Genomic DNA, 17,299 nt, shown 5'->3' on the forward strand with positions numbered 1-17,299 from the left:
TGGGTGCTCGAGAAAGAGCACCCTTACTTTATCCTTTTCATTTCTGTGCCTTTTATTTTTCATAATGTTTAATTATCCCGAATGGCAATTGGCTAATGATTTGTTAAACTTAAACTCGTCAGCTGGCACAAGGAGAGAACAATGAGTTTTATTAAAGAATTTCGCGAATTTGCGATGCGCGGGAACGTGGTGGATTTGGCAGTGGGTGTCATTATTGGTGCGGCATTCGGTAAGATTGTTTCATCATTAGTGGCCGACATTATCATGCCACCTTTAGGGTTGTTAATCGGCGGCATTGATTTCAAACAGTTCGCTTTCACGCTGCGTGAAGCGCAGGGTGATGTTCCGGCAGTAGTGATGCACTACGGCGTATTTATTCAGAACGTATTTGATTTTGTGATTGTCGCGTTTGCCATATTTATGGCCATCAAGCTGATCAACAGGCTCAACCGTAAAAAAGAAGAGCCAGCTGCAGCACCTGCGCCAACGAAAGAAGAAGTGCTGTTGAGTGAGATCCGCGATCTGTTAAAAGAGCAAAATAACCGCATCTAATCAACAGATAAAAGCAGGAAGGCCAGTGGTAAATAAGCGATTCGCTTGCTTGCCACTGGCCTCCCAGTTACCCCGTTTTTCATGTTTGTCTTTACGCAGATAACTTCCTTTCCCTTTTTTATTCTTCTCAACGCGCTGCCTGAATAACGGGTCGTGAAGTAACGCCTCAATGGCATTGTCCTTAATTTGTCCTTTCGTGTGCTGATAGCGGCTCATAATGTCTCCAGAGCAGGGTTTATGACGAAGCGAGTCTAGACCCGGTTGAACTAAAAATCAACAGCCCTGCGTTTCTCCACTCGCTCCCTGTTCAAGGGCTTCGAGAATTGAACAGTAAATGCTGCTGTGGGCCGTACCGCAGCAGGCATCATTCAGCCTTTGCAGAGAGCGCTGCATGGTTTGCAGTTCCTGTATACGCGCTTCAACTTCATCCAGCCGGGCCTGCACGATGCTTTTAGATTCCTGGCAGGTGTGATGTTCCGGATCGATGCGGATCGATAATAACTCGCGGATCGAATCCAGTGTAAAACCGAGCTGACGCGCATAACGAATGAACCGCAGGCGCTGCAGATCGTTATCGGTATAAAGGCGAAAGCCCCCTTCAGTCCGAACTTCATGATCGATCATCTGCTGCTTTTCGTAATATCGGATGGTATCCGGCGTGACATTCGCAAGCTTCGCAAGTTCACCGATACGGTACATAACTACTCCTCGTTTATTTTCTGCATCAATCTTTCACCGAATTCACCGCGCAAAAAATCAGTGTTCATACCAGCCTGGCGCAGCTTGAGTTCAAGCAGGGCGAGGCGGCGGCTAAGTTCAGAATGTCGTGGATCGTCATAGCGGATCCCTTTGAGAAGATCGGCCAGTTCAACAGCCTCTCTGCGCTGTTCGAGCTCCGGGGGGAGACAGCCCGCATTTTTCAGTAAACGGTATCCAGCCCGTAGTTCAGGCGCGATGTGCGAGTCATCGTCAAGCGCAAGGGGTTCACCGCTCCCCGGGAGATCGTCGAATTCACCTTTTTTTTGGGCATCGCGAATATGGCGTTCTGCCCACTGGTCGAGCAACCACATTACCAGCTCCAGGGGATGAACAGAATTGATACAGACATTGTAGAGAAGTGGGGGTATCGCGGATATAAAAAAACCCGCCGGAGCGGGTTTTTTTACGTTACTGCAGATTACTCTGCAGCAGCTTCTGCTTTCTCTGAACGATCAACCAGCTCGATGTAAGCCATCGGCGCGTTGTCGCCTGCACGGAAACCACACTTCAGAATGCGAGTGTAACCACCGGCACGGCTCGCGAAACGCGGGCCCAGTTCGTTAAACAGTTTTGCCACGATCTCGTTATCACGAGTACGGGCGAATGCCAGACGACGATTAGCAACGCTGTCAGTCTTGGCAAGAGTAATCAGCGGCTCAACTACGCGACGCAGCTCTTTCGCTTTAGGCAGGGTCGTCTTGATGATCTCATGACGAACCAGTGAACCTGCCATGTTGCGGAACATAGCCTGGCGATGGCTGCTGTTGCGGTTCAGTTGACGACCACTCTTACGATGGCGCATGACCTTATCCTTCTCAGTAAAACCTTAACCTGTGATCCGGTTACTCGTCAGCAATGCTTGCTGGTGGCCAGTTTTCCAGGCGCATGCCCAGAGACAGACCACGTGAAGCCAGCACGTCTTTAATCTCGGTAAGAGATTTTTTACCCAGGTTCGGCGTTTTCAGCAACTCAACCTCGGTACGCTGTACCAGATCACCGATATAGTGGATAGCTTCTGCCTTGAGGCAGTTAGCAGAGCGGACAGTCAATTCGAGATCGTCAACAGGGCGCAGCAGGATCGGATCGAATTCTGGTTTCTCTTCTTTCACTTCCGGCTGACGTACATCACGTAAGTCAACGAAAGCTTCCAGTTGTTCTGCCAGGATGGTCGCCGCACGACGAATCGCCTCTTCAGGATCGATTGTGCCGTTGGTTTCCATTTCGATGACCAGCTTGTCCAGGTCGGTACGCTGTTCTACACGCGCTGCTTCAACATTGTAGGCAATACGCTCTACAGGGCTATAGCATGCGTCGACCAGCAGACGGCCGATTGGGCGCTCATCTTCTTCCGAATGAATTCGGGCAGAAGCCGGCACATAACCACGACCGCGCTGAACTTTGATACGCATGCTAATAGCTGCGTTCTCATCGGTCAGGTGGCAGATCACGTGCTGCGGCTTGACGATTTCAACATCACCGTCGTGGGTGATGTCGGCTGCAGTCACAGGGCCAATGCCAGATTTATTCAGAGTAAGAATAACTTCATCTTTACCCTGAACTCTCACCGCCAGCCCTTTCAGGTTGAGCAGGATTTCAAGGATATCTTCCTGAACGCCTTCTTTGGTGCTGTACTCATGAAGTACACCATCAATCTCAACCTCGGTCACCGCGCAACCCGGCATCGATGAGAGCAGAATACGGCGCAGTGCGTTACCCAGAGTATGGCCAAAGCCACGCTCTAAAGGCTCAAGGGTCACCTTGGCGTGCGTCGAACTCACTTGCTCGATATCTACCAGGCGCGGTTTTAGAAACTCTGTCACAGAACCCTGCATTGTGTCCTCTCTTTGGTACTAAGCTTTACTTGGAGTAAAGCTCGACGATCAGGTGTTCGTTAATGTCCGCAGACAGATCAGAACGTTCTGGCTGACGCTTGAACGTACCTTCCATCTTGCCAGCATCAACTTCCAGCCAGGTTGGCTTTTCACGCTGCTCAGCCAGCTCCAGAGCGGCCTTCACGCGAGATTGCTTTTTCGCTTTCTCACGAATGCTAACAACGTCATTCGCTTTAACCTGATAAGAAGCGATGTTAACAACACGACCGTTTACCATGATTGCTTTGTGGCTAACCAGCTGACGTGATTCAGCACGAGTAGCGCCGAAGCCCATACGGTATACAACGTTGTCCAGACGACCTTCCAGCAGAGCCAGCAGGTTTTCACCTGTGTTGCCTTTCAGACGTGCTGCTTCTTTATAGTAGTTACGGAACTGACGCTCCAGCACACCGTACATACGGCGAACTTTTTGCTTTTCACGCAACTGCACACCATAGTCAGACAGACGCGGTTTACGCGCACCGTGCTGGCCAGGAGCTTGTTCAATTTTACACTTGGTATCGATCGCGCGAACGCCAGACTTAAGGAATAAGTCGGTGCCCTCACGACGGCTCAGCTTGAGCTTAGGACCCAAATATCTTGCCATTTTCTATCTCCAACTAACCTAAAAAACGGAGCGTTATACGCGACGTTTTTTCGGCGGACGACAACCGTTATGAGGGATCGGAGTCACATCAGTAATATTCGTGATGCGGAAACCAGCGGCGTTCAGAGCGCGAACAGTAGATTCACGACCCGGACCCGGACCTTTAACCATAACTTCCAGATTCTTGATGCCGTATTCTTTTACGGCTTCTGCGCAACGCTCTGCTGCAACCTGAGCTGCGAACGGAGTGGATTTGCGAGAACCACGGAAACCGGAACCACCGGCTGTTGCCCAACCCAATGCGTTACCCTGACGATCAGTAATAGTAACGATGGTGTTGTTGAAAGAAGCATGGATATGAGCCACGCCGTCAGAGACTTGTTTTCTTACACGTTTACGTGCACGAACTGGTGCCTTTGCCATTATTCAATCACCCCGATTATTTCTTGATCGGTTTGCGCGGACCCTTACGGGTACGTGCGTTGGTCTTAGTACGCTGACCGCGCACTGGCAGACCACGACGATGACGCAAACCGCGATAGCAACCAAGATCCATCAGGCGCTTGATGCTCATGCTGATTTCACGGCGCAGATCACCTTCAACGACAAATTTGGCAACTTCGTCACGCAGCGTGTCGATTTGTTCTTCAGACAGCTCACTGATCTTAACATCTTCAGCGATACCCGCTGCAGCCAGAATGGCTTTAGAACGGGTCTTGCCGACGCCGTAGATCGAAGTTAATGCGATCACAGCATGTTTCTGATCAGGAATGTTAATGCCTGCTATACGGGCCACTATGCACTCCTACTATTTAATATGTACGCACCATGCTGAAAAGCCCGTTTTCAGGATACTCAAATGGAAACGTACAGACATACAAAAGATTGGCTGGCTAATCTAGCCAGCTCAACCCAACTTTGCAAGAAAAATATGCGAAATAATCAGCCTTGGCGCTGTTTATGCTTCGGCTCGGCACTGCAAATCACACGGATGACACCATCACGCTTAACGATTTTGCAGTTACGGCATAATTTCTTGACGGAAGCACGAACTTTCATTTTTACTCTCCGTAACTTCTCAGGCGACCATTTAGCGGCCGTAGCCTTTCAGGTTCGCCTTCTTCAATGCAGACTCGTACTGACTGGACATCATCAGAGTTTGCACTTGAGCCATAAAGTCCATAATCACGACAACAACGATAAGCAGTGAGGTCCCACCGAAGTAGAACGGTACTTTCATTGCATCACGCATGAACTCCGGGATCAGGCAGATAAAAGTAATATAAAGCGCACCAACCAAAGTCAGGCGAGTCATTACTTTATCGATATACTTCGCCGTTTGCTCTCCCGGACGAATTCCTGGTACAAATGCACCGGACTTCTTCAGGTTATCTGCTGTTTCACGCGGGTTGAAGACCAACGCCGTGTAGAAGAAACAGAAGAAGATGATCGCAGACGCATAGAGTAACACATAAAGTGGTTGCCCAGGCTGCAAATACAGCGAAATTGTTGTCAGCCAGTTCCAACCAGTACCGCCCCCGAACCATGACGCGATGGTCGCCGGGAACAGAATAATACTGGAAGCGAAGATAGCCGGGATAACCCCCGCCATGTTCACTTTCAGCGGTAAATGTGTGCTCTGTGCAGCATAGACACGACGACCCTGCTGACGTTTAGCGTAGTTCACCACAATACGGCGTTGACCACGTTCAACGAAAACAACAAAGAACGTCACTGCAAATACTAATACTGCAACCAACAGCAACAGGAGGAAGTGCAGGTCGCCTTGACGCGCTTGCTCGATAGTATGGGCGATGGCTGGCGGGAGGCCCGCAACAATACCGGCGAAGATAATGATAGAGATACCGTTACCGATACCACGCTCAGTAATCTGTTCGCCGAGCCACATCAGGAACATAGTCCCTGTGACCAGACTTACAACAGCGGTGAAGTAGAATGCAAAGCCCGGGTTTAACACCAGGCCCTGCATACCAGGCATATTCGGCAGACCGGTAGCAATACCGATCGACTGGAATATTGCCAGCACCAGAGTACCGTAACGGGTGTACTGACTAATCTTACGACGTCCAGACTCCCCTTCTTTCTTCAACTCTGCCAGGGCCGGATGAACGACCGTCAGCAGCTGGATAATAATAGATGCCGAAATGTACGGCATAATACCCAATGCAAAGATAGAAGCACGGCTGAGAGCACCACCAGAGAACATGTTGAACATTTCAATGATGGTGCCTCGCTGTTGCTCAAGCAGTTTGGCAAGTACAGCGGCATCGATACCAGGGATCGGAATAAAAGAGCCAATACGGAACACAATCAGCGCGCCGATAACAAACAGCAGTCTGCGTTTCAGCTCGCCAAATCCACCTTTGGCACTTTGAAAATCTAATCCCGGTTGCTTAGCCATCTGCTACTTATTCCTCAATTTTACCGCCAGCAGCTTCAATAGCAGCACGAGCACCTTTAGTAACACGCAGGCCACGAACAGTTACCGGAGTAGAAACTTCACCAGCCAGGATCACTTTCGCGAACTCGATCTGGATACCGATAATGTTTGCTGCTTTCAGCGTGTTCAGGTCTACAACGCCGCCTTCAACTTTCGCCAGGTCAGACAGACGGATTTCCGCTGTGATCGCTGCTTTGCGAGAGGTGAAGCCGAACTTCGGCAGACGACGGTACAGTGGCATCTGGCCACCCTCGAAACCGCGACGTACGCCACCGCCAGAACGAGAGTTCTGACCTTTGTGACCACGACCACCGGTTTTGCCGAGGCCAGAACCGATACCACGACCCAGGCGTTTACCCGCCTTTTTAGAGCCTTCGGCCGGAGACAGAGTATTTAAACGCATCTCTTACTCCTCAACTTTAACCATGAAGTAAACCGCGTTGACCATACCACGAACAGCAGGAGTATCCTCGCGCTCAACGGTATGACCAATACGACGCAGACCCAGGCCAAGCAGCGTTGCCTTGTGTTTCGGCAGACGACCGATTGCACTGCGGGTTTGAGTGATTTTAATAGTCTTTGCCATGGTCAATTACCCCAGAATTTCTTCAACGGATTTACCACGCTTGGCAGCGACCATTTCTGGAGAATTCATATTTTCCAGGCCATCAATAGTTGCACGAACCACGTTGATCGGGTTGGTGGAACCATATGCTTTGGCCAGAACGTTATGAACCCCAGCAACTTCCAGAACGGCGCGCATTGCACCACCGGCGATGATACCGGTACCTTCTGAAGCTGGCTGCATGAATACACGAGAACCCGTGTGAACACCTTTAACTGGGTGTTGCAGGGTACCGTTGTTCAGCGCGACGTTAATCATATTGCGACGGGCTTTTTCCATCGCTTTCTGGATCGCTGCTGGAACTTCACGCGCTTTACCGTAACCAAAACCAACGCGACCGTTACCATCGCCTACTACAGTCAGAGCTGTGAAGGAGAAAATACGACCACCTTTAACGGTTTTAGATACGCGGTTTACCGCGATCAGCTTTTCCTGCAGTTCGCCAGCCTGTTTTTCGATGTGAGCCATCTTACACCTCTACCTTAGAACTGAAGGCCAGCTTCACGGGCAGCATCTGCCAGTGCCTGGACACGACCATGATATTGGAACCCGGAACGGTCAAAGGAAACATTGCTGATGCCTTTTTCCAGAGCGCGTTCAGCAACAGCTTTACCTACAGCTGCAGCGGCGTCTTTGTTACCGGTGTACTTCAATTGTTCTGAGATAGCTTTTTCTACAGTAGAAGCAGCTACCAGAACTTCAGAACCGTTCGGTGCAATTACCTGTGCGTAAATATGACGCGGGGTACGATGTACCACCAGGCGAGTTGCACCCAGCTCTTTGAGCTTGCGGCGTGCGCGGGTCGCACGACGGATACGAGCAGATTTCTTATCCATAGTGTTACCTTACTTCTTCTTAGCCTCTTTGGTACGCACGACTTCGTCGGCGTAACGAACACCCTTGCCTTTGTAAGGCTCAGGACGACGGTAGGCGCGCAGATCTGCTGCAACCTGACCGATCAGCTGTTTATCAGCGCCTTTCAGCACGATTTCAGTTTGAGTCGGACATTCTGCAGTGATACCGGCCGGCAGCGGATGCTCAACAGGGTGTGAGAAGCCCAGAGACAGGCCTACTGCATTCCCTTTGATAGCTGCACGATAACCTACACCAACCAGCTGAAGCTTTTTAGTGAAGCCTTCGGTAACACCAACAACCATTGAGTTCAGCAGGGCACGCGCGGTACCAGCCTGAGCCCATCCATCCACGAAACCATCACGTGGACCGAAGGTCAGAGCATTATCTGCATGTTTAACTTCAACAGCTTTGTTGAGGGTACGAGTCAGCTCGCCGTTTTTACCTTTGATCGTAATAACCTGACCGTCGATTTTTACATCAACGCCGGCAGGAATAACGACCGGTGCTTTAGCAACACGAGACATTCTTTCCTCCGATTAGGCTACGTAGCAGATAATTTCGCCACCAAGACCAGCCTGGCGCGCTGCACGATCAGTCATAACACCTTTAGAGGTAGAAACAACTGCGATACCAAGGCCAGCCATAACTTTCGGCAGCTCATCTTTTTTCTTATAGATGCGCAGACCTGGGCGGCTGACACGCTGAATGCTTTCTACAACAGCTTTACCCTGGAAATACTTGAGAGTAAGTTCCAGTTCCGGCTTGGTGTCGCCTTCAACTTTAAAATCTTCGATAAAACCTTCTTCCTTCAGCACGTTGGCAATTGCCACTTTCAGCTTGGCGGAAGGCATGGTGACCGCAACTTTGTTCGCGGCCTGACCGTTACGGATACGGGTCAGCATATCCGCGATCGGATCTTGCATGCTCATCTGTCTTTACTCCCGTGATTCAATTGGTAATTACCAGCTAGCCTTTTTCAAGCCTGGCACTTCACCGCGCATGGCGGCTTCACGCAGTTTGATACGGCTCAACCCAAACTTGCCCACATAACCATGTGGACGACCTGTTTGACGACAGCGGTTACGCTGACGAGACGGGCTGGAATCACGCGGCAGAGACTGCAGCTTGAGAACCGCATTCCAACGATCTTCGTCGGAAGCGTTCACATCAGAAATGATCGCTTTCAGTTCAGCGCGTTTAGCGAAGAATTTATCAGCTAAAGCTACGCGCTTTACTTCGCGTGCTTTCATTGATTGCTTAGCCATTCAGTAACCCTACCTTACTTGCGGAACGGGAAGTCAAAGGCAGCCAGCAGAGCACGGCCTTCTTCGTCAGATTTCGCAGTAGTGGTAATGGTAATATCCAAACCACGCACGCGGTCGACTTTATCGTAGTCGATTTCTGGGAAGATGATCTGCTCACGGACACCCATGCTGTAGTTACCACGACCGTCGAATGACTTAGCGGACAAGCCACGGAAGTCACGGATACGTGGAACAGCAATAGTGATCAGGCGCTCAAAGAACTCCCACATGCGTTCGCCACGCAGAGTTACTTTACAGCCGATCGGATAGCCCTGACGGATTTTGAAGCCTGCAACAGATTTGCGTGCTTTGGTGATCAGCGGTTTTTGACCGGAGATTGCTGTCAGGTCAGCTGCTGCGTTATCCAGCAGTTTCTTGTCAGCGATCGCTTCACCAACACCCATGTTCAGGGTGATCTTCTCGACCCGAGGGACTTGCATGACAGAATTGTAGTTAAACTCAGTCATGAGTTTGCTAACTACTTCGTCTTTGTAGTAATCATGCAGTTTCGCCATCGTACTACTCCAAATTACTTGATAGTTTCGCTGTTAGACTTGAAGAAACGGACTTTTTTGCCGTCTTCGAATCTAAAGCCTACACGGTCAGCCTTGCCGGTAGCCGCATTGAAGATTGCAACGTTAGAAACCTGAATAGCAGCTTCTTTTTCAACGATGCCACCTGGTTGGTTCAGGGCCGGAACCGGCTTCTGATGTTTCTTAACCAGGTTGATACCTTCAACGACAAGTTTGCCGGAAGACAGAACATTTTTTACTTTACCGCGTTTACCTTTATCTTTACCGGTTAACACGATAACTTCGTCATCACGACGGATTTTCGCTGCCATGATTCGCTCCTTAGAGTACTTCTGGTGCCAGAGAGATAATTTTCATGAACTTCTCAGTACGAAGTTCACGAGTTACCGGCCCAAAGATACGCGTGCCGATAGGCTGCTCGCTGTTATTGTTTAAAATAACGCATGCATTACCATCGAAGCGAATGACAGAACCGTCAGGGCGACGAACACCCTTCTTGGTGCGCACCACTACCGCCTTCAGCACATCACCTTTTTTGACCTTACCACGTGGAATTGCTTCCTTGATGGTGATCTTGATGATGTCGCCTACGCCTGCGTAGCGACGGTGCGAGCCACCCAGAACCTTGATACACATTACGCGACGTGCACCGGAGTTGTCGGCGACGTTCAGCATAGTCTGTTCTTGGATCATTTTAGTGCTCCGCTAATGTCAACTACTACCTGAGACTCTAAAATCAGAGCCGTTAAAAAGCCCCATATCGAGGGCGCGGCATTATAACACCGCTTCTGCAATATGGGTAGAAAAAATAAACGGCTCATCGCTGAGCCGTTTATTCGTATTGAGAAGGCGTACTGTATTACAGAACCGCTTTCTCTACAACGCGAACCAGCGTCCAGGACTTAGTCTTGGACAGTGGACGGCATTCACGGATTTCAACCTTGTCGCCGATACCACATTCGTTGTTCTCGTCATGTACGTGCAGTTTGGTCGTACGCTTGATGAATTTACCGTAGATCGGGTGTTTCACAATACGTTCGATAGCTACAACAATGGATTTCTCCATTTTGTCGCTAACAACACGACCTTGCAGAGTACGGATTTTATCGGTCATTACGCACCCGCCTTCTGAGTCAGTAAAGTCTTAACGCGTGCAACATTGCGACGCACTTGCTTCAGCAGGTGAGTCTGTTGCAGCTGGCCACTTGCAGCCTGCATACGCAGGTTGAACTGCTCACGCAGCAGGTTCAGCAGCTCAGCGTTCAGCTCTTCAACGCTTTTTTCACGCAGCTCTTTTGCTTTCATTACATCACCGTCTTAGTTACAAAGGTGGTTTTGATAGGCAGTTTCGCTGCTGCCAGGCCGAAGGCTTCACGGGCCAGCTCTTCCGGAACACCGTCCATTTCATAAAGGACTTTGCCCGGTTGGATCAAGGCAACCCAGTACTCCACGTTACCTTTACCTTTACCCATACGAACTTCCAGTGGCTTCTCGGTGATCGGTTTGTCCGGGAATACACGGATCCAGATCTTACCTTGACGCTTAACTGCACGGGTCATTGCACGACGTGCTGCTTCGATCTGACGTGCAGTCAGACGACCACGGCCAACAGCTTTCAGACCGAAAGTGCCGAAGCTAACATCCGTACCCTGCGCCAGACCACGGTTGCGGCCTTTGTGCACTTTACGGAATTTTGTACGCTTTGGTTGTAACATCAGCGACGCTCCTTATTTACGGCCTTTACGCTGCTGCTTTTTAGGTTGAGCAGCCGGTTTTTCCGGTTGTTCAACAGCAGCCATACCACCCAGGATCTCACCTTTGAAGATCCATACCTTAACGCCGATTACACCGTAAGTGGTGTGCGCTTCAGAGGTGTTGTAGTCGATGTCAGCACGCAGAGTGTGCAGCGGTACGCGACCTTCACGGTACCATTCGGTACGTGCGATTTCCGCGCCGCCCAGACGGCCGCTAACTTCAACTTTAATACCTTTAGCGCCCAGACGCATTGCGTTCTGTACAGCACGCTTCATAGCACGACGGAACATAACACGACGTTCCAGCTGTGAAGTGATGCTGTCAGCAACCAATTTAGCGTCCAGTTCAGGCTTACGAACTTCAGCGATATTGATCTGTGCAGGAACGCCAGCGATATCCGCTACGACCTTGCGCAGTTTTTCTACGTCTTCGCCTTTCTTACCGATAACGATGCCAGGACGAGCAGTGTGAATAGTCACACGGATGCTCTTCGCTGGACGCTCGATAACGATACGAGATACAGACGCTTTAGCCAGTTCCTTAGTCAGGTACTGACGTACTTTAAAATCGCTGTCCAGGTTGTCAGCGAATTCTTTGGTGTTCGCAAACCAGGTAGAGTTCCATGGTTTTACAATACCCAGGCGAATACCATTAGGATGTACTTTCTGACCCATTGCTAGTCTCCAGAGTCTCAGCGATCGGACACAACCACAGTAATGTGGCTGGTGCGCTTCAGGATGCGATCTGCACGACCTTTCGCACGCGGCATAATGCGCTTCATGCTTGGGCCTTCATCTACGAAAATTTTCGCGACTTTCAGATCGTCGATGTCAGCGCCATCGTTGTGTTCAGCGTTAGCAATGGCAGATTCCAGTACTTTCTTGACCAATACCGCAGCTTTCTTGTTGGTATAGGTCAGGATGTCCAGGGCCTGCGACACTTTCTTACCGCGAATCAGGTCAGCAACAAGGCGAACCTTCTGAGCAGAAGAACGAGCATGGCGATGTTGAGCTAAAGTTTCCATCTCTTCCTCCTACCTTATTTCTTCTTCGCTTTTTTATCAGCAGCGTGGCCGCGATAAGTACGAGTCGGTGCGAATTCACCCAGTTTGTGACCAACCATTTCGTCGGTAACAAAGACTGGAACGTGCTGACGACCATTATGGACAGCGATGGTCAAACCGATCATGTTAGGAAAGATCGTTGAACGACGGGACCAAGTGCGCAGGGGCTTCTTGTCTCCGCTTTCCACCGCTTTCTCTACCTTCTTCAGCAAGTGCAGGTCAATAAAAGGACCTTTCTTGAGAGAACGTGGCATGGCTTATCCTCTAAAATTATTTGCTACGGCGACGTACGATAAATTTATCAGTACGCTTGTTGCTGCGGGTCTTCTTACCTTTGGTCTGAACGCCCCACGGAGTTACCGGGTGCTTACCAAAGTTACGACCTTCACCACCACCATGTGGGTGGTCGACTGGGTTCATCGCAGTACCGCGAACGGTAGGACGAACACCACGCCAGCGTGCAGCACCTGCTTTACCCAGAACGCGCAGCATATGCTCAGCATTGCCAACTTCGCCCAGAGTAGCGCGGCAGTCTGCTTCGACTTTACGCATTTCACCAGAACGCAGACGCAGGGTGACATAAGCACCATCACGAGCAACGATCTGAACGTAAGTACCAGCGGAACGTGCCAGCTGACCGCCTTTACCTGGTTTCATTTCTACGTTATGAACGGTAGAACCAACCGGGATATTGCGCATCGGCAGGGTGTTGCCTGCTTTGATTGCAGCATCAACGCCAGACTGAATCTGGTCGCCAGCTTTCAGGCCTTTAGGGGCCAGGATGTAACGGCGTTCGCCGTCTTTGTACAGAACCAGAGCGATGTTCGCGGAACGGTTCGGATCGTACTCAAGACGTTCAACAACTGCTGGGATACCGTCTTTGTTGCGTTTGAAGTCAACAATACGATAAGCCTGCTTGTGGCCACCACCGATGTGACGAGTGGTGATACGGCCATTGTTGTTACGACCACCGGATTTGCTGTTTTTTTCCAGCAACGGAGCAAAAGGTTTGCCCTTGTGCAGCTCAGGGTTAACCACTTTAACTACGTGGCGACGACCCGGAGATGTCGGTTTACATTTAACAACTGCCATTGTATTACTCCTCCGACTTACTCAGCGCCGCCAACGAAGTCCAGATTCTGGCCTTCTTTCAGGGTGACGTAAGCTTTTTTCCAGTCGCTACGACGACCGATACGCTGTCCGTGACGTTTAACTTTCCCTTTAACTACCAGGGTGTTAACGACTTCGACTTCGACTTCAAACAGTTTCTGCACAGCAGCTTTGATCTCTGCTTTGGTCGCGTCTTTAGCAACTTTGAGAACGATGGTGTTTGTTTTTTCCATCGCAGTAGACGCTTTTTCAGAAACGTGCGGTGCGCGAAGCACCTTCAGCAGACGTTCTTCACGAATCATGCCAGCATCTCCTCAACTTGCTTAACAGCATCAGCAGTCATTACGACTTTGTCGAAGGCGATCAGGCTAACCGGGTCGATACCAGTCGCATCGCGTACGTCAACCTTGTGCAGGTTACGTGCGGCCAGGAACAGGTTCTCGTCCAGCTCACCGGTGATGATCAGCACATCTTCCAGAGCCATGTCTTTCAGTTTCTGTGCCAGCAGCTTAGTTTTAGGCGCTTCAACAGAGAACTTCTCGACAACGATCAGACGATCCTGACGTACCAGTTCGGACAGGATGCTTTTCAGCGCGCCGCGGTACATCTTTTTGTTAACTTTTTGACTGTGGTCCTGTGGACGCGCAGCGAAGGTCACGCCACCTGAACGCCAGATCGGGCTCTTGATAGAACCTGAACGCGCACGGCCGGTACCTTTCTGGCGCCATGGCTTTTTGCCAGAACCAGTTACTTCAGCACGAGTCTTCTGAGCACGAGTACCCTGACGAGCACCAGCTGCATAAGCAACAACAACCTGGTGAACCAGCGCTTCGTTGAAATCACGACCGAAGGTAGTTTCGGAAACAGTCAGCGCGCTCTGCGCGTCTTTCAATACTAATTCCATTGCTATCCCCTTACGCCTTCACAGCTGGTTTAACGATCAGGTCGCTACCGGTTGCACCCGGAACTGCACCTTTAACCAGCAGCAGGTTGCGCTCAGCGTCAACACGTACTACGTCCAGGCTCTGAACGGTCACACGTTCGTTACCCAGCTGACCTGCCATTTTCTTGCCTTTGAACACTTTGCCCGGAGTCTGGTTCTGACCGATAGAACCCGGAACGCGGTGAGACAAGGAGTTACCGTGGGTTGCGTCCTGGGTACGGAAGTTCCAGCGCTTAACGGTACCAGCAAAACCTTTACCTTTAGAGGTACCGGTTACGTCAACTTTTTTAACGTCAGCAAACAGCTCAACGCTAATGTCCTGACCTACGGTGAACTCTTCGCCTTCAGCAAGACGGAATTCCCACAGACCACGGCCAGCTTCTACGCCAGCTTTAGCGAAGTGACCCGCTTCTGGTTTGGTTACACGGTTAGCTTTTTTAGCACCAGTGGTCACCTGAACAGCGCGGTAGCCATCGTTAGCCAGATCTTTAACCTGGGTAACGCGGTTTGCTTCAACTTCGATTACGGTTACTGGGATTGAAACGCCATCTTCAGTGAAGATGCGGGTCATGCCCACTTTTTTACCGACTAAACCAATCATTGTATCAACCTCTCAATCGCTCGATGACCTGATTAACCCAGGCTGATCTGCACGTCTACACCGGCAGCCAGATCCAGACGCATCAGAGCATCAACGGTTTTCTCAGTTGGCTCAACGATGTCAACCAGACGCTTGTGAGTGCGGATTTCGTACTGATCACGCGCGTCTTTGTTGACGTGCGGAGAGATCAGAACGGTGAAGCGCTCTTTGCGGGTCGGCAGCGGGATCGGACCACGGACTTGCGCACCAGTGCGCTTAGCAGTCTCGACGATTTCCGCGGTTGATTGATCGATCAGACGATGATCAAACGCTTTAAGGCGGATACGGATTCTTTGGTTCTGCATGAGACCAGAGCTCCAATTATTTTATAAACGAAAATGATTACTCCTCAAACCCATTACGATTGATGGGAGAGTGTAACCGTTCTTACGTAGCTCCCCAATTGGGAGCATTGTTGAGTAACAAAATGAGCTACTCTGGTTCTGATTGAACCCGCCGTCAATTACGACAAGCCCGCGCATTATACGTAAATCTGGACAAGACGCAAGTGCCGTTTAGAAATTAAGCGCCAGAGGCGCAGTATGCGTATGGGCGCGCAACTTTTTACGCAATGTATCCCTTCTCAAGGCTTTGTCTCGAGCCCCTACGCAAGTGTCGTTTTTATAGATTGCCGACCAGGTCGATTATAGCGAGGATGCGCTCAAACCCTTTTGAGGCCTTTTCCATGTTAACCACCCTCCCCTTTTTGCTGGTCTATTTTTCGCTGACTGCCTTTCTCGTCCGTGCAGATATTCGCTGCGGACTGCTTCCTGATAAATTTCTCTGCCCGTTGCTATGGGCGGGCCTGCTCTTTCAGCTCTGTGTCCAACCTGATTTTCTGTCGAGTGCAGTGGTGGGAGCGATGGCTGGATATGTCGGCTTTGCCGTTATTTACTGGGGATATCGGTTTATCTGCCGGCGTGAAGGGATGGGATACGGCGATGTAAAATACCTGGCGGCGCTTGGCGCGTGGCATGGCTGGTGCATGCTGCCTACACTGGCGTTACTCGCTGCGCTTATGGCGCTACTTAGCATTCTTGTGTTTTCGTTACTCACCGGCGATAAGGGAGCATTAAAAAACCCACTGCCTTTTGGGCCATTTCTGGCAGCAGCGGGTTTATGCGTAGGCTGGAAGACGGTGGTTACTCTTCCACTTTAATCTGCGACTGAAGGTAGTTCTGCAGACCGATTTTAGCAATCAGATCCAGCTCCGTTTCCAGCCAGTCAATATGGCCTTCTTCATCGGCCAGGATCTGGATCATCATATCGCGACTGACGTAGTCATGTACGCTGTCGGCATAGGCAATGGCTTCACGGAGATCTTTGGCACCTTCAAGTTCCAGCCTGAGGTCGGAACGCAGCATCTCTTCGACATCTTCTCCGATGCCCAGCTTTCCGAGATCCTGCAGGTTTGGAATACCTTCAAGGAATAAAATACGCTCGATATATTTATCAGCGTGCTTCATTTCATCGATCGATTCATGGTACTCAACGTCGTTCAGACGTTTAAGCCCCCAGTTTTTGAACATTCTCGCGTGAAGAAAGTACTGGTTAATTGCGACAAGCTCATTTCCCAATAATTTATTGAGATAACTTATGATTTTAACATCACCTTTCATTATATAGTCCCTCCGCTTCCACTCATTGAAGCGTAGATCGGGCTACAGGGATGTCAAAAAAAAGATGGGCGCTTACGCGATCTCTTTGTATTCCGGGATCTGCATCAATTCGTCCTGCATGATCTCTCGCGCAGCACGTACACATTTACCGCATTGATTTCCCACCGGAACAAATTTGCGTAGTTGCTGAAATGACTGAGGCTGAAACTGGCGAACGGCCTGACGTATTTTCTTGTCGCTTACACCATTACATAAACAAACGTACATAGAGACTCCCGTTCAAATTATGCGCAAAGTGTAAGTGAGAATGGTTATGATTACAATAGCACAAACGCCACAATACGGGGCGGGAGCAGGCAAAAAATGCGAAATTTGTGACAGTAACTGAGCGGCAGAAAACAAAAAAGGACGCCGAAGCGTCCTTTTTTTATTCGGGGATAATTAATTAGCCCAGAACTTTAGCAACAACGCCCGCGCCAACGGTACGGCCGCCTTCACGGATTGCGAAACGCAGACCGTCGTCCATCGCGATTGGGTGGATCAGAGTCACAACCATCTTGATGTTGTCGCCTGGCATTACCATCTCAACGCCTTCTGGCAGT

Annotated in this window: 35 protein-coding genes and 1 pseudogene; 2 read left to right on the top strand and 34 right to left on the bottom strand. The window is 50.2% G+C overall.

Annotated features, from left to right (window positions below; genetic code table 11):
- Window positions 1–141 precede the first annotated feature (141 nt).
- Entirely contained in the window at window positions 142–552 is a 411-nt protein-coding gene (gene mscL / locus UR289_RS21440) for a large-conductance mechanosensitive channel protein MscL (RefSeq protein WP_048977001.1), read from the top strand.
- Here the strand turns inward: mscL and UR289_RS21445 are convergent, their stop codons facing one another.
- The 31 genes from UR289_RS21445 to rpsJ all read right to left on the bottom strand — a co-directional run bounded on the left by UR289_RS21445 (window position 553) and on the right by rpsJ (window position 15,383).
- A complete protein-coding gene (locus tag UR289_RS21445) occupies window positions 553–768 on the bottom strand; it encodes an alternative ribosome-rescue factor A (RefSeq protein WP_023333665.1) in 216 nt (71 codons plus the stop codon).
- Window positions 769–825: 57 nt separating this feature from the next.
- Window positions 826–1,251, bottom strand: coding sequence for a Zn(2+)-responsive transcriptional regulator (gene zntR / locus UR289_RS21450; RefSeq protein WP_029740638.1), 426 nt, complete (start codon window positions 1,249–1,251; stop codon window positions 826–828).
- A 2-nt stretch (window positions 1,252–1,253) separates the two neighbouring features.
- Entirely contained in the window at window positions 1,254–1,622 is a 369-nt protein-coding gene (locus UR289_RS21455) for a DUF1992 domain-containing protein (protein ID WP_048977002.1), read from the bottom strand.
- A gap of 107 nt (window positions 1,623–1,729) precedes the next feature.
- On the bottom strand, window positions 1,730–2,113 hold the full coding sequence (gene rplQ / locus UR289_RS21460) for a 50S ribosomal protein L17 (protein WP_001216368.1): 384 nt from the start codon (window positions 2,111–2,113) through the stop codon (window positions 1,730–1,732).
- Window positions 2,114–2,153: 40 nt separating this feature from the next.
- A complete protein-coding gene (locus UR289_RS21465) occupies window positions 2,154–3,143 on the bottom strand; it encodes a DNA-directed RNA polymerase subunit alpha (protein WP_002919219.1) in 990 nt (329 codons plus the stop codon).
- Window positions 3,144–3,168: 25 nt separating this feature from the next.
- Entirely contained in the window at window positions 3,169–3,789 is a 621-nt protein-coding gene (gene rpsD / locus UR289_RS21470; protein WP_004868345.1) for a 30S ribosomal protein S4, read from the bottom strand.
- Between the two features lie 33 nt (window positions 3,790–3,822).
- Window positions 3,823–4,212, bottom strand: a complete 390-nt coding sequence (rpsK, locus tag UR289_RS21475) for a 30S ribosomal protein S11 (RefSeq protein ID WP_003863312.1) — start codon at window positions 4,210–4,212, stop codon at window positions 3,823–3,825.
- A gap of 16 nt (window positions 4,213–4,228) precedes the next feature.
- Entirely contained in the window at window positions 4,229–4,585 is a 357-nt protein-coding gene (gene rpsM, locus UR289_RS21480) for a 30S ribosomal protein S13 (protein ID WP_003863308.1), read from the bottom strand.
- A 146-nt stretch (window positions 4,586–4,731) separates the two neighbouring features.
- Window positions 4,732–4,848 carry a 50S ribosomal protein L36 gene (gene rpmJ / locus UR289_RS21485; protein ID WP_000868187.1) on the bottom strand — a complete coding sequence of 39 codons (117 nt, stop codon included), beginning with the start codon at window positions 4,846–4,848 and terminating at the stop codon, window positions 4,732–4,734.
- Between the two features lie 31 nt (window positions 4,849–4,879).
- Window positions 4,880–6,211 carry a preprotein translocase subunit SecY gene (gene secY / locus UR289_RS21490; protein WP_003863305.1) on the bottom strand — a complete coding sequence of 444 codons (1,332 nt, stop codon included), beginning with the start codon at window positions 6,209–6,211 and terminating at the stop codon, window positions 4,880–4,882.
- 7 nt (window positions 6,212–6,218) lie between these two features.
- Complete coding sequence (gene rplO, locus UR289_RS21495) at window positions 6,219–6,653, bottom strand: 50S ribosomal protein L15 (protein ID WP_003863304.1); 435 nt, start codon at window positions 6,651–6,653, stop codon at window positions 6,219–6,221.
- 3 nt (window positions 6,654–6,656) lie between these two features.
- The gene (rpmD, locus tag UR289_RS21500) at window positions 6,657–6,836 is read right to left on the bottom strand and encodes a 50S ribosomal protein L30 (protein WP_003863301.1); all 180 of its coding nucleotides are present in this window, start codon (window positions 6,834–6,836) and stop codon (window positions 6,657–6,659) included.
- Window positions 6,837–6,842: 6 nt separating this feature from the next.
- Entirely contained in the window at window positions 6,843–7,343 is a 501-nt protein-coding gene (gene rpsE / locus UR289_RS21505; protein ID WP_003863299.1) for a 30S ribosomal protein S5, read from the bottom strand.
- A gap of 14 nt (window positions 7,344–7,357) precedes the next feature.
- The gene (rplR, locus tag UR289_RS21510) at window positions 7,358–7,711 is read right to left on the bottom strand and encodes a 50S ribosomal protein L18 (RefSeq protein WP_003863297.1); all 354 of its coding nucleotides are present in this window, start codon (window positions 7,709–7,711) and stop codon (window positions 7,358–7,360) included.
- A 9-nt stretch (window positions 7,712–7,720) separates the two neighbouring features.
- Window positions 7,721–8,254 (bottom strand): 50S ribosomal protein L6, encoded by a 534-nt coding sequence (rplF, locus tag UR289_RS21515; RefSeq protein WP_003863296.1) that lies wholly within the window; start codon window positions 8,252–8,254, stop codon window positions 7,721–7,723.
- A 12-nt stretch (window positions 8,255–8,266) separates the two neighbouring features.
- Complete coding sequence (rpsH, locus tag UR289_RS21520; RefSeq protein WP_006178918.1) at window positions 8,267–8,659, bottom strand: 30S ribosomal protein S8; 393 nt, start codon at window positions 8,657–8,659, stop codon at window positions 8,267–8,269.
- A gap of 30 nt (window positions 8,660–8,689) precedes the next feature.
- Window positions 8,690–8,995 carry a 30S ribosomal protein S14 gene (gene rpsN, locus UR289_RS21525; RefSeq protein WP_003863291.1) on the bottom strand — a complete coding sequence of 102 codons (306 nt, stop codon included), beginning with the start codon at window positions 8,993–8,995 and terminating at the stop codon, window positions 8,690–8,692.
- 14 nt (window positions 8,996–9,009) lie between these two features.
- Complete coding sequence (gene rplE, locus UR289_RS21530; protein ID WP_103780723.1) at window positions 9,010–9,549, bottom strand: 50S ribosomal protein L5; 540 nt, start codon at window positions 9,547–9,549, stop codon at window positions 9,010–9,012.
- 14 nt (window positions 9,550–9,563) lie between these two features.
- Window positions 9,564–9,878, bottom strand: a complete 315-nt coding sequence (rplX, locus tag UR289_RS21535; protein ID WP_003863287.1) for a 50S ribosomal protein L24 — start codon at window positions 9,876–9,878, stop codon at window positions 9,564–9,566.
- 10 nt (window positions 9,879–9,888) lie between these two features.
- Entirely contained in the window at window positions 9,889–10,260 is a 372-nt protein-coding gene (rplN, locus tag UR289_RS21540; RefSeq protein WP_002919748.1) for a 50S ribosomal protein L14, read from the bottom strand.
- 166 nt (window positions 10,261–10,426) lie between these two features.
- Window positions 10,427–10,681, bottom strand: coding sequence for a 30S ribosomal protein S17 (rpsQ, locus tag UR289_RS21545; RefSeq protein ID WP_008503489.1), 255 nt, complete (start codon window positions 10,679–10,681; stop codon window positions 10,427–10,429).
- Window positions 10,681–10,872 (bottom strand): 50S ribosomal protein L29, encoded by a 192-nt coding sequence (gene rpmC, locus UR289_RS21550; RefSeq protein WP_003863282.1) that lies wholly within the window; start codon window positions 10,870–10,872, stop codon window positions 10,681–10,683. Before rpmC ends, rpsQ begins: the two co-directional genes overlap by 1 nt.
- Complete coding sequence (gene rplP / locus UR289_RS21555) at window positions 10,872–11,282, bottom strand: 50S ribosomal protein L16 (RefSeq protein WP_002919759.1); 411 nt, start codon at window positions 11,280–11,282, stop codon at window positions 10,872–10,874. The genes rpmC and rplP overlap by 1 nt, the downstream gene beginning before the upstream one ends.
- A 12-nt stretch (window positions 11,283–11,294) precedes the next feature.
- Window positions 11,295–11,996, bottom strand: coding sequence for a 30S ribosomal protein S3 (rpsC, locus tag UR289_RS21560; protein ID WP_000529945.1), 702 nt, complete (start codon window positions 11,994–11,996; stop codon window positions 11,295–11,297).
- 17 nt (window positions 11,997–12,013) lie between these two features.
- On the bottom strand, window positions 12,014–12,346 hold the full coding sequence (rplV, locus tag UR289_RS21565; protein WP_002919773.1) for a 50S ribosomal protein L22: 333 nt from the start codon (window positions 12,344–12,346) through the stop codon (window positions 12,014–12,016).
- Between the two features lie 14 nt (window positions 12,347–12,360).
- Complete coding sequence (rpsS, locus tag UR289_RS21570; RefSeq protein WP_001138117.1) at window positions 12,361–12,639, bottom strand: 30S ribosomal protein S19; 279 nt, start codon at window positions 12,637–12,639, stop codon at window positions 12,361–12,363.
- 16 nt (window positions 12,640–12,655) lie between these two features.
- Entirely contained in the window at window positions 12,656–13,477 is an 822-nt protein-coding gene (gene rplB, locus UR289_RS21575) for a 50S ribosomal protein L2 (protein ID WP_000301859.1), read from the bottom strand.
- Window positions 13,478–13,494: 17 nt separating this feature from the next.
- Window positions 13,495–13,797 carry a 50S ribosomal protein L23 gene (rplW, locus tag UR289_RS21580; protein ID WP_000617546.1) on the bottom strand — a complete coding sequence of 101 codons (303 nt, stop codon included), beginning with the start codon at window positions 13,795–13,797 and terminating at the stop codon, window positions 13,495–13,497.
- On the bottom strand, window positions 13,794–14,399 hold the full coding sequence (rplD, locus tag UR289_RS21585) for a 50S ribosomal protein L4 (protein ID WP_000424395.1): 606 nt from the start codon (window positions 14,397–14,399) through the stop codon (window positions 13,794–13,796). The genes rplW and rplD overlap by 4 nt, the downstream gene beginning before the upstream one ends.
- Before the next feature lie 10 nt (window positions 14,400–14,409).
- On the bottom strand, window positions 14,410–15,039 hold the full coding sequence (gene rplC / locus UR289_RS21590; protein WP_006178923.1) for a 50S ribosomal protein L3: 630 nt from the start codon (window positions 15,037–15,039) through the stop codon (window positions 14,410–14,412).
- Window positions 15,040–15,071: 32 nt separating this feature from the next.
- A complete protein-coding gene (rpsJ, locus tag UR289_RS21595) occupies window positions 15,072–15,383 on the bottom strand; it encodes a 30S ribosomal protein S10 (RefSeq protein ID WP_001181005.1) in 312 nt (103 codons plus the stop codon).
- A 380-nt stretch (window positions 15,384–15,763) separates the two neighbouring features.
- Between rpsJ and UR289_RS21600 the strand changes: the two genes are divergently transcribed.
- Window positions 15,764–16,237: an A24 family peptidase gene (locus tag UR289_RS21600; RefSeq protein ID WP_320711570.1), complete on the top strand. Its 474-nt coding sequence runs from the start codon at window positions 15,764–15,766 to the stop codon at window positions 16,235–16,237.
- Here the strand turns inward: UR289_RS21600 and bfr are convergent.
- From bfr to tuf, 3 genes and pseudogenes are all read right to left on the bottom strand, one after another.
- A complete protein-coding gene (gene bfr / locus UR289_RS21605) occupies window positions 16,221–16,697 on the bottom strand; it encodes a bacterioferritin (protein WP_008503492.1) in 477 nt (158 codons plus the stop codon). The two genes, UR289_RS21600 and bfr, sit on opposite strands and share 17 nt — an antisense overlap.
- Before the next feature lie 72 nt (window positions 16,698–16,769).
- Window positions 16,770–16,964, bottom strand: a complete 195-nt coding sequence (gene bfd, locus UR289_RS21610) for a bacterioferritin-associated ferredoxin (RefSeq protein WP_008503493.1) — start codon at window positions 16,962–16,964, stop codon at window positions 16,770–16,772.
- Between the two features lie 178 nt (window positions 16,965–17,142).
- Window positions 17,143–17,299, bottom strand: a pseudogene (tuf, locus tag UR289_RS21615) (elongation factor Tu); the annotation flags it as partial.

Source organism: Enterobacter sp. 302C9 (assembly GCF_034106085.1).
Lineage (GTDB): Bacteria > Pseudomonadota > Gammaproteobacteria > Enterobacterales > Enterobacteriaceae > Enterobacter > Enterobacter asburiae_B.